The sequence below is a fragment of the Thiocystis minor genome, from assembly GCF_016653465.1.
Classification (GTDB): Bacteria; Pseudomonadota; Gammaproteobacteria; order Chromatiales; family Chromatiaceae; genus Chromatium; species Chromatium minus.
The window spans coordinates 107,840-124,424 of the sequence record NZ_NHSQ01000084.1 but is presented as its reverse complement, the minus strand read 5'-3'; the positions used below and the strand labels follow the sequence as shown (position 1 = coordinate 124,424).

Sequence of the window (16,585 nt, the reverse complement as noted above, 5' to 3'; positions counted from 1 at the left end):
CCCCGGATCAGGGTTTTTCAAGCGAGGTACATGGCATGTCGGATGAGGAACGCGGGGATCATACGAGCGAGGATGGCGTCAGCGAGAATCTGGAGCCGATCCAGCTCGCGCGCGCCAACGATGTCCTGCCCACCGAGATTCATATCCTGCCCGTTGCCTCCCGGCCCTTCTTCCCCGGGCAGGCGGTCCCGCTGATGATGGATGCCGAGCATTGGGCCTCGACCATGAAGGCAGTCGCCGACACCGATCACAAAATGCTCGGCGTCCTGCTGGTGGACAGCGAAACCTCGGAGGAAGCCACCACCGGGAATTTCCACGCCATCGGCACCGCCTGCCGGGTGCATCGCATCCATCAGCAGGACGGTCATCTGCAAGTGCTGGTGGAATGTCTCCAGCGCTTCCGCATTGCCGATTGGGCAAACCCCGAGGCACCCTTCCGCGCCCGCGTCACCTATCTGCCCGAGCCCGCCGGTCCGCCCAGCAGCGAAATCAAAGCCTATGCCATGGCGGTCATCAACACCATCAAGGAGTTGCTTCCGCTCAATCCGCTGTACGTGGAAGAACTGCGGATGTTTCTGGATCGCTTCGGCCCGGACGATCCCTCACATCTCGCCGATTTCGCGGCCAGTCTGACGACCTCCACCAAGGAGCAACTGCAGGACGTGCTGGAGATCCTGCCCCTGCTTCAGCGCATGGAAAAGGTACTGGTTCTGCTCAACAACGAACTCGAACTGGCCCGCGCCCAGCAGAAGATCCGGCGCACGGTCGAGGAGAAGATGCAGAAGCAGCAGCGCGAATTCTTTCTGCGCGAGCAGCTCAAGGCGATCCAGAAAGAGTTGGGCATCGCCAAGGACGACCGCACCGCCGAGATCGACAAGTTTCGGTCGCGGATCAAGGAATTGACCTTGACCGAACAGGCGAAAAAGCAGGTCGAGGAAGAGCTGGAGAAGATGGGCATCCTGGAGACCGGCTCGCCCGAGTATTCGGTCACCCGCAACTATCTCGACTGGATCACCCTGCTGCCCTGGGGCAAGCACTCGGCGGATAAACTGGATCTCAAGCGCGCTCGCCGTGTTCTCGACCGCGACCATTACGGGCTGGAGGATGTCAAAAAGCGCATCCTCGAATTCCTTGCGGTCGGCATCCACAAGGGCGAGATCGCCGGCTCCATCATCCTGCTGGTCGGCCCGCCCGGCGTGGGCAAAACCTCCATTGGCCACTCCATCGCCGATGCGCTGGGGCGACGGTTCTTCCGCTTCTCGGTCGGCGGCATCCGCGACGAGGCCGAAATCAAGGGCCACCGGCGCACCTACATCGGTGCCATGCCCGGCAAGTTTCTGCAGGCCATGAAGGACGCCGGGACCGCCAACCCGGTCATCATGCTCGACGAGATCGACAAGATCGGCGCCTCCTATCACGGCGACCCGGCCTCGGCCTTGCTGGAAGTACTGGACCCGGAACAGAACTCGGATTTTCTCGATCACTATCTGGATCTGCGCTTCGATCTGTCCAAGGTGCTGTTCGTCTGCACCGCCAATCAGCTCGACAGCATTCCCGGCCCGCTGCTCGACCGTATGGAAGTCATCCAGCTCTCCGGTTACATCGCCGAGGAAAAGCTCCAGATCGCCAAAAAATATCTCCTGCCGCGCCAGATCGACCGGGCGGGACTGCCCAAGGGCGCGGTCAAGCTGGACACCAAAACCCTGCGCGCGCTGATCGAGGGCTACGCGCGCGACGCCGGCGTGCGCCGGCTGGAAAAACAGCTCGGCAAGATCGTGCGCAAGGTCGCGGTGCGGATGCTGGAGGGCGAGGAAACGCCCATCGACATCGCCGACACGGACCTCAAAGGCTATCTCGGCAGCCCGGTCTTCCGCGACGAGCGCAAATTGAGCGGTCCCGGCGTCGTCACCGGGCTGGCCTGGACCGCCATGGGCGGCGCGACGCTCTCCATCGAAGCCGCGCGCACTCATAGCTTCACGCGCGGTTTCAAGCTGACCGGGCAGTTGGGCGATGTCATGAAGGAATCCGCCGAGATCGCCTACGGCTATCTGGTCAGCCATGCCAAGGAATTCGGGGCCGATCCAGGCTTTTTCGAGAAATCATTCATCCATGTCCACGTTCCCGCCGGCGCTACGCCCAAGGACGGCCCCTCCGCCGGCGTCACCCTGACCTCCGCCCTGCTTTCGCTGGCGCGCAACGAACCGGTCCGCCGCATCGCCATGACCGGCGAGATCACCCTCACCGGCGAAGTCTTCCCGGTCGGCGGCATCCGCGAAAAACTCATCGCCGCGCGCCGCGCCGGGATCAAGGAAATCATCCTGCCCGAGGATAATCGGGGAGATTTCGAGGAAGTGCCGGAGCATGTTCGCAAGGGGCTGAAGGTGCACTTCGCCTCCCGTTACGAAGATGTACTGCCGCTGTTGTTCAAGTCGGCGGGATAAGGTTTGCACCGCCAGGGCTGTAAGCCCTGGAAAACCAAGCCAGGATGGCCGGGCTACGCGGACCCTGGCTGGCTGGTTCAGTTCAGACAAAATTAGCAGGCGTTGAGGTTCAGCCGTGCTCATTTTGGTGTCATCCGCCATCGTCGGAGCCCGCTTGCAGGCGACATGACCTGCCAAAGCCTTTGGGTCTGCCAACCTCCATCAACCGCAAGCGGGCACCTACCTCAAAATGAGAATTGCTGGTTGAGGCTGAATCGGATAGACAGGAAGCGGACCCAGGATTAGAATGCCCGGTCTGCATTTCAGTGCAGATCGACCGTTCCCGGAGAGGTGCCAGAGTGGCCGAATGGGCCTGACTCGAAATCAGGTGTACGCGCGAGCGTACCGTGGGTTCGAATCCCACCCTCTCCGCCAATTAAATAAATAAATTATTTTTTATTCAGCCGGTTATGTCATCATTGATTTAAGCGGCCCCCCAATTAGTCCCCCACTGCGACATCGGTTCAGGCGACAGTCGCCTGAGATTCTCCTTCATTCTGTCTTTGTCGCATCTGACACTTTGACTGTCCTCGACCAATCCGTCCAGGATCGTTCCGTTCCGGGCAGTTGTTGTTTCCAAAACGATTTCGTCGCGAATTTCCAAGATTCGCCCGCTTCGCCACCGGCGATGTTGCCCGCATTGCCACACCGCCTCAGCGGTCAGAAAGAAGGTCGGGAGAATCGACCCAGAGCGGTCACCGATGCGTCCAGTGGCGCAGACCCGAGCCGCAGTCAAAGACGAACTGGTCGATGGGCGTCCGCGTGTCCGGATGCTACCCGACCTCAACAAAGATGCTCATCATTTGCTGTGCCTACCGGAGATTTGGAGGAATCGAGGATCCCATGAACGTGATCCTCATCTCCTCATGACACTCGCCTCCAGTGGGCGGAAAACATCAAAAATCGGGAGTCACGCCCAAGTGTTACGAGAGACACTAAAGCGGTCCATGAGCCGCCAGGGAAACGGCTGGGACAATACCCCTACCGAGAGCTGGTTCAACCGCTTCAAGAACGAGCGGATCTTCGAGGAGCGCTTCGCCCAGCAAGCCGCCGAGTTTTATGCCACGGTTTCCGGCGTCGGATTCGAGCTGACTTGCTGCTCTTCCGCTCCGCTGTCGGTCGGTTTGCGCCGACGCCGGCGGCGCTTGGGCTTGGTCTCGTCGACGCTCGTCGCCGGTTCCGAACCGGACTCCGCGACCGGCACGGTCAACGTGGCTGGGGCGGGCTCGGGTTTCGGTGTCACCGGGGAGAGCGGTCGACTGGTCAAGGCGGCCCGCTCGACCTTGGGACGGGTTGACGCCGGCCGCCGGACCCTGGCGGGAGACGTTGGCGGAAGCACATGCGGGATCGGTTGAATGTCTGGAGCGATCGTGAGCGCGGGTGTCGAGACCGGCGCGGCGACCGGCACCGTCGCTTCAGCGGGTTTGACTGACGCCGTTGGCCTGGCTTCGGAAACGCGCCTTGGCGTTGACGCCCGGCTCCGCTCCTCGCGCGCACCCGGACCCTCACGCCTGGTCCGCTCGCCACGCGCGGGTGCCGCGCTGCGGGTGCCGCGTCCGTCGCGCCGTTCTTCCCGGTCCTCGCGGGCCGGACGCAATCGGCTGCGCGGATCCACCTCGGCCAGCAGCGCCGGGTCCACCGGGAAGACCGGAATCTTGGCGCCGATGAAGGTTTCGATATCGGGCAGGCAGAAGGCGTAGGTCTCGCAGACGAAGCCGATGGCGTCGCCGGCCGCGCCGGCGCGCGCGGTGCGGCCGATGCGGTGAACGTAATCCTCGGGATCTTCCGGCAGGTCGTAGTTGACCACATGGGTCACGTCCGGGATGTGCAGACCGCGCGCGGCCACGTCGGTGCCGACCAGCACCGGCAGCCGGCCTTCGGTGAAATCGCGTAGCAGCTTGAGACGCTTGCTCTGCGGCACGTCGCCCGAGAGCACGGCGGTGTTGATGCCGTTGCCCTGCAGATAGCCCCAGACCCGGTCCGCCTCGCGCTTGGTGTTGACGAAGACCATGATGCGGGCATCCTCCCAGCCGCGCACCAGTCCGATCAGCAGCGGGATCTTTTCCTCGTTGGAGGTCATGTAACAGCACTGACGCACGCGGTCGGCGGTGATCTTGTCGGTCTCGATCTTGATCAGTTGCGGGCGGTTCATGTGCTCGTAGGCGAGTTCGGTCACCCGATAGGAAAGCGTGGCCGAGAACAGCATGCCAAGCCGCGACTCGGGGGGCGGCATCCGGCGCAGCAGAAAACGGATGTCCTTGATGAATCCGAGATCGAACATGCGGTCCGCCTCGTCGAGTACCACGACTTCGATGGCTTTGAGATCGAAGACGTTTTGTTTCAGATAGTCGATCAGGCGTCCCGGCGTGCCGATGAGGATATCGACCCCGGCGGCGAGATCGTCGCGTTGCTGTTGATAGCCGGTGCCGCCGTAGACCAGGCCGCTGCGCAGTCCGGTGTGGGTGGCGAGCAGCAACGTGTCGCGATGGATCTGTACCGCCAGTTCGCGCGTCGGCGCCAGAATCAGCGCGCGCGGGTGGCTGATCTGTCCCGGCGGCGGTGGCGGCGTGTTGAGCAGTCGCTGCATGACGACCAGCAGAAAGGCGGCGGTCTTGCCGGTACCGGTCTGGGCCTGACCAGCGACATCGCGACCGGCCAGGGCGATCGGGAGGGTTTCGGCCTGAATCGGGGTGCAGCGGGAAAAGCCCGCATCGGCGAGGCCAGCCAGGATACGCGGATCGAGGTCGAAGCTGTCGAAACGGACCTGGGTGAGATGTTTATCTGTCATGAAAATTGGGTGTCGGAATTGTCGATCGTTGAGGCCATGAGCCTCGCGAACGGGCAAGGCTTGCAAATTGTCTTCGCTTTGGATCAAATAGCATCTTACCCAAGGGCTGTTATCAACGCCAATCCGCCCGCCCGCTCCTCAAGCCGATCCGCGCGCCGCCTTCACAGGCCGGTCATCACGCCTTTCACACAACTCAATGCAAAATACAAATGGGAGATAACTTCAGTGAGCGATAGCATCGTCCATGTGACCGATGACTCTTTCGAAGAAGAGGTTTTGAAATCCCCCGAACCCGTGCTCGTGGATTACTGGGCCGACTGGTGCGGGCCGTGCAAGATGATCGCGCCGGTGCTCGACGAGATTGCCGGGGAATACGCGGGCCGGCTCAAGGTCGCCAAACTCAATATCGACGAAAACCCCGGCACGCCGCCGCGCTACGGCATTCGCGGCATCCCGACGCTGATGCTGTTTCGCGCCGGCGAGGTCGAGGCGACCAAGGTCGGCGCCGTGTCCAAGTCGCAACTGACGGCCTTCATCGATAGCAATCTTTGAAACGACGCGCCGACCAGATCCGCGTGTTTTTCACGAAACCACCTGGAACAAACCAACACGGGGCGCCCGACCGGGCGCCCTCTCTCCGGTAAGCTGCCGCCCTTCAGTCGCCTTCCCGCGCGACTCCGGCCCTTCACGGGCGCTGCCGACCAGCCACGACCTCTGTCCTTAACGAAAATCGCGATGAATCTAACCGAACTGAAGAAAACGCCCGTGCCCGAGTTGGTTGCCCTGGCTCAATCCATGGAAATCGAGGGCGTCGGACGCTCGCGCAAACAGGATCTGATCTTTGCCATCCTCAAGGCGCAGGCCAAGCGGGGCGAGGATATTTCCGGCGACGGCGTACTGGAAATCCTCTCGGACGGCTTCGGCTTTCTGCGCTCCGCCGATGCTTCCTACCTGGCCGGCCCCGACGACATCTATGTCTCGCCCAGCCAGATCCGCCGCTTCGCGCTACGCACCGGCGACACCATTTCCGGCAAGATTCGTCCGCCCAAGGACGGCGAACGCTATTTCGCGCTGCTGAAGGTCAACGACATCAACTTCGACCGGCCCGAGAACGCCAAGTCGAAGATCCTGTTCGAGAACTTCACCCCGCTGTTCGCCAACAAGCGGCTCACGCTGGAGATCGGCAACGGCAGCACCGAGGACATCACGGCGCGCACGATCGATCTGGTGGCACCCATCGGCAAGGGCCAGCGCGGACTCATCGTCTCCCCGCCCAAGGCCGGTAAGACCATGATGTTGCAGAATATCGCGCAATCCATCGGACACAATCATCCGGACTGTTATCTGATCGTGTTGCTGATCGACGAGCGTCCGGAAGAGGTCACCGAAATGAGCCGTTCGGTGCGCGGCGAGGTGATCTCCAGTACTTTCGACGAACCCGCCACCCGTCATGTCCAGGTCGCCGAGATGGTGATCGAAAAGGCCAAGCGGCTGGTCGAGCACAAACTCGACGTGGTGATTCTGCTCGATTCGATCACCCGCCTGGCGCGCGCCTATAACACCGTGGTGCCCTCCTCCGGCAAGGTGCTGACCGGCGGCGTGGACGCCAACGCGCTGCAACGGCCAAAACGCTTTTTCGGTGCGGCCCGCAATGTCGAGGAAGGCGGCAGTCTGACGATTCTGGCGACCGCGCTGGTCGATACCGGCTCGCGCATGGACGATGTCATCTACGAGGAATTCAAGGGTACCGGCAACATGGAGATTCACATGGATCGCCGTATCGCCGAACGTCGGATCTTCCCCTCGATCAACATCAACCGCTCCGGCACCCGCCGCGAGGAGTTGCTGATGGGTCAGGCGGAGCTTCAGAAGATGTGGATTCTGCGCAAGATCCTGCATCCGATGGACGAACTGGCCGCGATGGAGTTTCTGCACGACAAGCTCAAGGCGACCAAGACCAATGACGAGTTCTTTTCCTCGATGAAGGGCTGACGGTTTTGCGCCAACCCCTGGGACCGCCGACAGGTTGTCGGGCGTCGATCAATCGTTTCGGCCATCACTCGTTGTCGTTGTCGTAATCGAATCAACGACAACGACAACGACAACGACAACGACAACGACAACGACAACGACAACGAGTGTATTCGTTGTCGTTTTTAAGTATTTTTAATTATTACAAAAGCTTAGATCAGAAAGATCGGTCTTCTCTCGGAAGAGGGTTTAAACCACCCGATCCCGCCCGCTCTCTTTCGCCTGATACAGCTTGCGATCCGCAGCCTCGACGAATTCGTCGAGACTCTCGCTGCGGTATTCCTGGACGCCCGCGCTCATAGTCACCCGCAGGCGCGGCTGCGGCCACTTCAACGCCTTGAGATTGATGCGGATTCGCTCGGCGATATCCCGAGCCTTCGCGACGTCCGCGTGCGGCAGGATCACGAGAAATTCCTCGCCGCCGTAGCGCCCGGCGACATCGACGTCACGAATGCAGGTGCCGAGCGTGGCGGCGACCTGGACCAGAACCTCATCGCCAACCCGATGCCCGTAGGTGTCGTTGATGGTTTTAAACAGATCCAGATCGAGCAGGATGATTGCCAAGGCGTTGCCATACCGATTGACCAACTCGATCTCCTTGGCCATGCGCAGAAACAAATAGCGCCGGTTGGCGAGTCCGGTGAGTCCGTCGGTGAGCGATGCCGCGCGCAGTTCGTCCTGACGCTGCTTCATGTCGGAGACGTCGACCAGCGAGACGAGCCGGCTGGCCGCGCCGGAAAACCGCAAGGGGATCGCCGAGACCAAGGCCCAGCGCGGCGTCCCGTCCGCGGCGGGGACGGGCATTTCGCGGGCCTCGCCGTCGTCGCCCGGCAAACCCGCGGCATGGAGCGCCAGCCAGGGTTCGCTGGAGAAGTGGCCGGTGGCATCCTCGCGGAGCGCGAGATAGTCCTTGGCCGCGCGATTGGCCTGACGCAATCCGAGCTGGTTGGGCTCGTGAAGCATCATGGGGAAGGGGGCGGCCTCAATGACATTGCGCAGATTGGACTCGCTTTCGCCCAGACGCCGCAGCAGCCTGCTGGTTTCCAGCCAGGCGATGCCGATCAGCAGCAGCACGAACCCGACCACCCAGAGCAGCTTGACGCGGATATCCAGGACCAGGTGCTCGAACACCCAGGGGTTGGAGTAACAGGTCGCGATCCCGATGAGCTGATGACTGCGCGGATGGTAGATCGGGATGTCGGCGACGAAACAGTTCGCGCACTCCTGCTTGCCGATCCCCCGGCAGAGGTCGAGGCTCCCGAGTGGCGCATCCAACTCGCCATCGTCGAAGCGCACTTCGATCCTCTGGATGAATGGCACCCCCGTAGGCTGTTCCTTGAGCAGCAGGATGGCGTCCAGGGCGGTCAGCAACTCCTGCTTCAGGCGCTCTGGCGGTTGGTCGCTCCCGAGCAGTTTCCCGATCTCCTGAAGATTCGCGGTAGCCAGGGCGGTTGCCCGGCTCTCGGCCTCGGCGCGTAGAGTCGGTTCCAGCACGAGGAACCAATGCAGCGCGATCAGGGCGGTGAGCATCAGACCGAGCAGGCCGAAGATCAACGCGAGATTTCTCTCCGACCTCGGCGAGCGAGGAAGGAAGGCGGCGAAGGCGGTGAAGGCGGTCTTAGTCATATTGCCAGGCCACCTTCAGAAAGAACGGCTTGAACCGGACGCGGGCGCGTTGCGCCTGGGTTCGGTTGATCGCCGGAAGGATGCGATCGGCAACATGGATACCGGCCACCGCGCCCGCCTCCACGGCGCCGGCGAAGGGCGAAAACACCATGATATTGTCACGCTCGGACCAGGTTCGCAGGCGTTTTGGCGTCAATCCAAGGCTGGCGACGAAGATCCCGGCCGCCGGCCCGCCGGTCCCCTGATCGAGCGCGCTGGCGGACAGGATGCTCGCGCGCAGCGGATGGCCGCGGATCCGGTCGATGGTCTCCAGGCTGGAGACGGCCTGCCGAGCGGGCGCCTCGGAGCCTTCATAGACGACCAGCACCCGCAGCGAGCCGTCCTGGGCGAGCGCGTCATCCAGCGCTTCCAGCGCGCCCAGACAGGCGGGAAAGAGCTTCAGTCCTACCCGCAGGCGTTGCGCGTCCTCCTGCCAGAGCGCCGGGGTTTCGGCGCGCGCCACGGGCATTCCGACCCATAGCGGCAGGCACAGCGAGAGGACGAGCCACGGCAACCGAGTCAGTACGGGGGCGATGAGGGGCATGGCGGGCGCGGGTGTCGTCAGAAGTCGTAACCGACCGACAGCCACCAGCGCCGGCCGGGGCGCGGGTAGCCGTCCGGATAGGGGAGATCGACCCCGCCGAAACTGGTGAGCTGATCGGGATAGCGAATGTCCGCGTCGGTCAGGTTCTTGACCCCCAGGGAGGCGAACAGTCCCTTGAGCGGTGTGCGGTAATTCAGGGTGCAATCCCATTGGGCGTAGGGATCGATCGCTTTGCGTCCGGGCAGATCCTGTCGCTGACGCTCCCCGACATAGCGCAGTTGCAACGCCGCGGTCCAGCGTTCCCGCGGTTTCCAAAGCAGCGCCAGATTGCCGAGCAGGCTGGCGCCGCCCGTCAGCGCCTCGCCGGTGGCGGGTCGTGTGGCGTCCACGTAGGACAGGTTGGCATCGAGCTTGACCTTGGAGCCGAGTCGATGCACGTATTCCAGTTCGATCCCGCGCAGTCGGGCATCCGCGCCGTTGACATAGCCTTCCTGGCCGCTCTCGTCGAAGGCGATCGGGTCGGTCAGGTCGGAGTGGAAGAGGGTCAGACGCCCTTCCCACCGGGGCTTGGTCAGGATGTAGCCCAGCTCGTAGGTCGCAATCTCGCTGGCGTTCAGGGACGGGCAGGCGGCATATTCCAGTTCATAGAAGGTGGGCGGACGGAAGGCCCGCGCATACTGGAATTTGAGCACGTTCGCGGGATCGACTCGCCACACCGCAGCCAGGCGTGGACTCAGGAAGGCGTCCACATCGCTGTACTCGTCATAGCGCAGCGTCCCGGTCAGCGTGACCCGCTCGCTGACGCGAAACTGATCCTGCACGATCGCGCCGAGGATTTGCCGCTCGCGATCGAGATCCAGCCAGGTCGCGGGAATCTCGAACGGCAGACCGTTCCACTCCCAACTCGCCTGATCGACCTCGACCTGACTGGCCTCCAGGCCGAACAGCAGCGCATGCTCCGAGACGGGCCGCCAATGGAGATCGGCCGCGGCCAGCAGGCGGGTTTCGCGATAGTCCTGATCCATGCGGATCGGCGCGTCGCCGAGATAGGTCGCCGGGAAGACGTAGAGGTCGTTGCGGTCGCGCTCGTGTTGCAAGGCCTCCAGCCGGAGGCGCGCGTCGAGCGACTCCGAGAAACGCACATCGTGTCCGACCTCGGCCGTCAGATAACGATTGCTGGAGGCGAGATTCTGGTCCGGCGGCGGCAGAAAATGGTTGATCCCGAAATGATCGCCGTAGTCGTCGTTCAAGAGCTTGACCGACGCGAAGGTCGCGCCCCATTGCAGGTCGGCGAAGAGTCCCCGGTAGCGATGAGCCTCGTTGGAGCGCCCCGGCGCGTTCGAGAGTTCCCGCTCGCCAGTCGCGTGGAGCGCGTCCTCCGCGACCCGCACGCCCGCGCCGTCGCCCTCCAGCCCGGCCAGGTTGACCGAAAAGGTCAGATCCCGTTGCTTGTCATGCCAGCTCCAGATCAGTCCGCCGCCGCTGTCCGCGTCCTCGCCGGACTGAAGATGCAGGGTGCGCGCCTGTTTGCGCGTGACGATGTTGACCACGCCCGCGTAGGCATACTCGCCGTAGACCGAGGAGCCGGGGCCGCGGATGACCTCGATCCGCTCGATCTGCTCGATCGGGATGTCAAGCACCGCATTGGCGGTCGCCAGCAGCGTGGAGTTCATGGACACGCCATCGAGCAGGATCTTGACATTGCCCGAGGCATAGCCGAAGCCGACGCCACGACTCAAAATCTGGCGCTCGCCGGTCATTTCGAGCCCTTGCGCGATGCCGGGCACCAGCGACAGCGACTGCCAAACGGTGCGCGCGCCGCGCGCGAGCAGTTCGTCGCCGTTCAGAACGGTCGCGATGCCGGGGATGAAGTTCGCGTTCATGCCTGTTTTGGTCGCCAGCTCGGTTTCGTTCTCCAGGAGCGCGAGCAGGTCGTTGAGTTGACTGTCGTCTGCCGTCGTTTCCACGGCGTATCCAGCGTTGGCGAGTGACAGCAGACCTGCTCCCAGGCAGAGCGACCGGAACGAGTGTCCTTGAGTCAATCGAAGGAGCCCGCGACGCAGATGGCGCGTTCCCGTGTTGATGAAGGCGTTCATCTTGAATCCGGTTTCGGAGCACAATTTTCTGTTCATCCTGCGATCCTTGTCTCTCTTCGACCCTTCGGCAAGCCTGTTCTGAGCGAAGCCAAAGGGCTTAGAGTCTGTTTGAAAAGTTTTCCTAATGAGATTAAATGGTTGCGGTTACGTCCTTGACGCGATTAAGGCACAAACTTGGTTTCCGTCGGTGCCATGTTCAGGAACCATATGTAATTCAATGAGAACTTTATGAACAGACTCTTAGGACGCGGGGCGAGCGGAAAATCGGTCAATGCTTCGCAGAAAATGACCTGGGCAACCAGAATCCAGCTTGAATTTGAGGCGACCCGAGCGACAATCCCTGGCTGTTGGCTGTTGGCTGTTGGCTGTTGGCTGTTGGCATGCTATTCGGTGACATCCTGTTAGGCCGGTTTCCAGCGCCCGAACACTACAATTAAGTTCGTGGGAAAGGAAATTCGGGCGTCGATCATCGTTTCGGCCATCGCTCGTTGTCGATGATCAAAGCCGAAATTCTCAACCGCGTTGCGCCAAGCCCCGTGAACGACCCGCAAGTCTGGGGTCACTCGCATGCCCCCCGTCACTCTATAACGCGGTTGAATCGAACACGGTGAAAATGTTTGTTTCGTGAAGCGCGTCACAGTTTGCCGTCATTATTCCAGAAAGACCGTCGCGCGCGCCGCCACGCCCCGTCCATCAATCAACGATATGATGACGAATCCGGGGCCATCCGGGGTCCAGCGGGCGATCCGGTCGAAGGGCTCGCGCGCGATCGGCGCACCATTGGCGAACCAGGTGAAGGGTGGCGAGCCGCCCCGAACCTTGAGTGCCAGATCGGCGTGCCGACCGGTCGTCAAGCCCAGATCGATTCGTGCATCCGGCGGAGGATAGGCGATTTCGAGGACAGAGTCTGTCGCATCCGATGCGCTGGCTTGCCGGGGATCGCGGACCCGTTGCAGCGGTGGCGGCAGCGCGGCGGAACTGGCGGCGGTCAGGATGCCGGGCGGCGCCGACGGCAGCGGAACGCGCGGACCCAGACGGGTGAAGGCGTCGAACAGGATGGGCGCGGCGGCCTCCAGGCCGACCAGACCCGGCACCGGCGCGCCATCCGGCCGTCCGGTCCAGACGCCGATGACATGACGACCGTCGAAACCGATCGCCCAGGCGTCGCGGTAGCCGTAGGAGGTGCCGGTCTTGAAGGCGATGCCGCCCGTCGGGGTGTGCAGCGGCGTGGGCGCGCCGGCGAGGATGGAGGCGACCGACCAGGCGGCGCGCGGATCGAGCACCGGCGGGCCGCGAGTCGACGCGGACGCATCGACGGGCACCCCAAGCGCCTTTCCCGTTTGAGTTTCATTCAGTCGCTCCTTCAGCTCGACCGCCGTTCCGCCCCGCGCGATGGCGGCATAGAGGCGCACCAGATCGGTCAGAGTCAGACCGACCCCGCCCAGTCCGATGGCGAGCCCCGGCGGCGAGCGATCCGGCAGCAGCGGCTGCGCACCGGCGCGGCGCAGACGCGCCGCCAGACGCTCCGGCCCCACGGCATCGAGAAGCTGGATCGCAGGGATGTTCAGCGAGAATTGCAGCGCTCGGCGCACGCTCACCGTGCCCTGAAACTCGCGATCGAAGTTGGTCGGGACATAGCCGGCGAAGCCGCTTGGGCGATCCTCGATCAGGCTTTCGGGATGAGCGATGCCGTCCTCGAAGGCGAGACCGTAGATCAGCGGTTTGAGCGTGGAGCCGGGCGAGCGCGGGGCGCGGGTCATGTCGATATAGCCGCGCCGTCCGTCGTCGAATAGATCCGCCGACCCGACCGAGGCCAGCACCTCGCCGGTCGCATGATCGACCGCCAAGAGGGCGAGCGAGACCTTGGCGCCCAACGCGGGCGCCCGTTCGACGGCCAGACGTTCCAGACGTTTTTGGAGCCCGGCATCGATGGTCAGTCGCTGGCTGGCCGGCTCCGGGTGTGCCCGATGCAGACGCCAGGTGAGATGGGCGGCGAGCATCGGGAAGGGGCGCCGCCGGGTCGGCACCGGTTCGCGCAGCGCGGCGGCCAGCTCGATCCCGTCGATGACGCCGAGACGATGGACGCGCTCCAAAATGCGGTCGCGCGCCCGGCGCAGGGCGGCCGGGTCGCGATCGGGGCGACGCGACTCCGGCGCCTGGGGCAGGGCCACCAGCAGGGCGGATTCGGCGGCGCTCAGACGGCGCGGTTCCTTGCCGAACCAAGCCAGCGCGGCGGCGCGCACCCCTTCGAGATTGCTGCCATAGGGCGCGCGCGTCAGATAGGCGGTCAGGATGGCGTCTTTGTCCAGCCGGCGCTCCAGGGCCAGCGCAAGACGGATCTGATGCAGCTTGCCGGACAGTCGTCGGGTCGACTCGCCCTCCAGCAGTCGGGCGACTTGCATGGTCAGGGTGGAGCCGCCGGAGACGATGTGTCCGTTGACCAGAAATTGTCCGGCGGCGCGCAGAAGCGCACGGGGATCGACGCCGACATGCGTGCGAAAACGCCGATCCTCCACCGCCAGCAGCATGGCGAGATAGCCCGGATCGACCTGGTCCAGACTGACCGGCAGGCGCCAGCGTCCACCGGCGACCGTGAAGGGACGCAGCAAACGCCCGTCGCGGTCGAGCATCAGGGTCGAAACGACGGGGTTGGAGTCGGGGAGTTCGGTGGCAACGATGAGCGTAGCGACGCCGGACAGGACACCCGCGACCAGCGCGACGAGCAGTCCGCTCAGGGCGAACGTCCACCAGCGACGCCGCCAAACCTTGCTGATTGCCTTCATCACGGTTACGCTCGCGAGTTTGCGGTATCCGAGCCGATTGGCTTTCCCGATGGGGTCTTAGAGCATGAATGAAAGTACGTTATTAATCGAGAGTCTGCGCCTGATGGTTATCGGCATGGGCATTGTTTATGCCTTCCTGCTGCTGCTGGTTGGCGTGTTGCGCTTGATGTCCTCGCTGATCCTGCGCCTGGCGCCAGAAGAAGCGCTGCCGCTCGCGACCACGCCAACGCAGTCCCCGTCTTCCGCGCCCGACGATCTGATCGCGGTCATCGCCGCCGCCGTCGCGCGTTATCGCCGCCAACACTGAAGCTCAATCGTCCGCCCCGCCAATCATTCCGAACCCCATCGATTACGCCCGTCCCAGGCGTCGAGCGCGTCTGGCTCAAGCAATTTGCAGAAATAGACCATGACTCAAAACTCTCCCCTTGGCATTACCGAAGTCGTCCTGCGCGACGCCCATCAGTCACTGCTGGCGACCCGCATGCGCATCGAGGACATGCTCCCCATCGCCGCGAAGCTGGATCAGGTCGGCTACTGGTCCCTGGAAACCTGGGGCGGCGCGACCTTTGACGCCTGCATCCGCTATCTGGGCGAAGATCCCTGGGACCGTTTGCGCCAACTCAAGGCGGCGATGCCCAACACGCCCCAGCAGATGCTGCTGCGCGGACAGAACCTGCTCGGTTATCGCCACTATGCCGACGATCTGGTCGAGAAATTCGTCGAACGCGCCGCCGTCAACGGCATCGGCGTGTTCCGAATCTTCGACGCCATGAACGATCTGCGCAATCTGGAGCAGGCGGTGCATGCGGCCCTCGCCACCGACGCCCACGCCCAGGGCACCATGTCCTACACCGTTAGCCCGGTGCATGATGTCGATTACTGGGTGGACATGGGGCGGCGGCTGGAGGACATGGGCTGCCATTCCATCTGCATCAAGGACATGGCCGGACTGCTCCGGCCCTATGTCGCGGAGGAGTTGGTGACCCGCCTGAAGGCGACCTGCGCGATCCCGCTCGGGATGCAGTGCCACGCCACCACCGGACTCAGCACCGCGTCCATCCTCAAGGCCGCCGAGGCGGGGATCGACATGGTCGATACCTCCATCTCCTCGATGAGCATGACCTACGGCCATTCGCCAACCGAATCGGTAGTCGCCATCTTCCAGGACACGCCGCGCGACACCGGGCTCGACCTGCTGCTGCTCGAAGAGATCGCCGCCTATTTCCGTGAGGTGCGCAAAAAATACGCCCGTTTCGAGGGCGCGCTCAAGGGCGTGGACTCGCGGATTCTGGTCGCCCAGGTACCGGGCGGCATGCTGACCAACATGGAAAACCAGTTGCGCGAGCAGGGCGCCGGCGATCGTCTCGACGAGGTGCTGGAAGAGATTCCGAAGGTGCGCAAAGATTTGGGCTATCTCCCGCTGGTGACGCCCACCTCGCAGATCGTCGGCAGTCAGGCGGTGCTCAACGTGCTGATGGGCGAGCGCTACAAGAGCATCACCAACGAGACAGCCGGCGTGCTCAAAGGCGCCTATGGGGCCACGCCGGCGCCGGTCGATGCCGATCTGCAGGCGCGGATCCTGAAGGACGGCGAGGAACCCATCACCTGCCGCCCGGCGGACGAGCTGAGCCCGGAGCTGGAGCGACTGACCGAAGAGCTGGAGACCATTGCAGGCGAGCGCAAGCTCGATCTGGTCGGGGACGCTGTCGATGACGTGCTTATCTATGCGATGTTCCCTCAGGTGGGCCTGAAATTCATCGAAAATCGCGGTAACCCCGCTGCCTTCGAGCCGCCGCCCTGGACCATCGAGGACAAGCCCGCGGCGCCTGTCGCCGCGGCGAGTGCGCCGATGACGGGTTCCGAGCGCTATCGCATCGAGGTCAACGGTCGCGCCTATGACGTCAAGGTCTCGCCGCAGGGTGCCATCGAGTCGCTGCAACCGATGGGGCAAACGGTTGCGCCCGTGGTAACGTCCCGCTCCGATGCCAACCCTGTCGCGTCGCCGCTGGCCGGCACCATCGTCAAGGTCATGGTCAGCGAGGGTCAGGCGGTCGCGGCCGGCGAGGTCGTGGTCGTGCTTGAGGCCATGAAGATGGAGGCGGAGGTCCGGGCGATCACGGCCGGCACCGTCATCGACATTTGTGTCAAGTCAGGCGACACCGTCGCCGTTGGCACCCCACTGCTCACCCTGGGCTGAC

10 protein-coding genes and 1 tRNA gene are annotated in these 16,585 nt (G+C 63.3%); 6 read left to right on the top strand and 5 right to left on the bottom strand.

The features are described from left to right. The first annotated feature begins 35 nt into the window (after positions 1–35). Both lon and CCR95_RS12130 read left to right on the top strand, forming a co-directional pair. Positions 36–2,441 carry an endopeptidase La gene (gene lon / locus CCR95_RS12135; RefSeq protein WP_201094695.1) on the top strand — a complete coding sequence of 802 codons (2,406 nt, stop codon included), beginning with the start codon at positions 36–38 and terminating at the stop codon, positions 2,439–2,441. 324 nt (positions 2,442–2,765) lie between these two features. Beyond that, positions 2,766–2,855: transfer RNA gene (locus tag CCR95_RS12130), tRNA-Ser, on the top strand. 682 nt (positions 2,856–3,537) lie between these two features. On the opposite strand, the gene CCR95_RS12125 is transcribed toward CCR95_RS12130, so the two are convergent. Next, positions 3,538–5,268 (bottom strand): DEAD/DEAH box helicase, encoded by a 1,731-nt coding sequence (locus CCR95_RS12125; RefSeq protein WP_201094628.1) that lies wholly within the window; start codon positions 5,266–5,268, stop codon positions 3,538–3,540. 225 nt (positions 5,269–5,493) lie between these two features. Here CCR95_RS12125 and trxA point away from each other — a divergent pair, with 225 nt between their 5' ends. Next, positions 5,494–5,820: a thioredoxin TrxA gene (gene trxA / locus CCR95_RS12120; protein ID WP_014778887.1), complete on the top strand. Its 327-nt coding sequence runs from the start codon at positions 5,494–5,496 to the stop codon at positions 5,818–5,820. A gap of 183 nt (positions 5,821–6,003) precedes the next feature. Then, on the top strand, positions 6,004–7,260 hold the full coding sequence (gene rho / locus CCR95_RS12115) for a transcription termination factor Rho (RefSeq protein ID WP_201094627.1): 1,257 nt from the start codon (positions 6,004–6,006) through the stop codon (positions 7,258–7,260). 228 nt (positions 7,261–7,488) lie between these two features. Here rho and CCR95_RS12110 read toward each other — a convergent pair whose 3' ends face one another. From CCR95_RS12110 to pbpC, 4 genes are all read right to left on the bottom strand, one after another. After that, a complete protein-coding gene (locus CCR95_RS12110; RefSeq protein ID WP_201094626.1) occupies positions 7,489–8,925 on the bottom strand; it encodes a sensor domain-containing diguanylate cyclase in 1,437 nt (478 codons plus the stop codon). Next, positions 8,918–9,508, bottom strand: coding sequence for a hypothetical protein (locus CCR95_RS12105; RefSeq protein WP_201094625.1), 591 nt, complete (start codon positions 9,506–9,508; stop codon positions 8,918–8,920). Before CCR95_RS12105 ends, CCR95_RS12110 begins: the two co-directional genes overlap by 8 nt. A gap of 17 nt (positions 9,509–9,525) precedes the next feature. Next, the gene (locus CCR95_RS12100) at positions 9,526–11,640 is read right to left on the bottom strand and encodes a TonB-dependent receptor plug domain-containing protein (protein ID WP_276570257.1); all 2,115 of its coding nucleotides are present in this window, start codon (positions 11,638–11,640) and stop codon (positions 9,526–9,528) included. Positions 11,641–12,254: 614 nt separating this feature from the next. After that, positions 12,255–14,387 carry a penicillin-binding protein 1C gene (gene pbpC, locus CCR95_RS12095; RefSeq protein WP_201094691.1) on the bottom strand — a complete coding sequence of 711 codons (2,133 nt, stop codon included), beginning with the start codon at positions 14,385–14,387 and terminating at the stop codon, positions 12,255–12,257. Between the two features lie 64 nt (positions 14,388–14,451). Between pbpC and CCR95_RS12090 the strand changes: the two genes are divergently transcribed. Then, positions 14,452–14,694, top strand: coding sequence for an OadG family protein (locus CCR95_RS12090; RefSeq protein WP_201094624.1), 243 nt, complete (start codon positions 14,452–14,454; stop codon positions 14,692–14,694). A gap of 99 nt (positions 14,695–14,793) precedes the next feature. After that, the gene (gene oadA / locus CCR95_RS12085) at positions 14,794–16,584 is read left to right on the top strand and encodes a sodium-extruding oxaloacetate decarboxylase subunit alpha (protein ID WP_201094623.1); all 1,791 of its coding nucleotides are present in this window, start codon (positions 14,794–14,796) and stop codon (positions 16,582–16,584) included. Position 16,585: the final 1 nt, after the last annotated feature.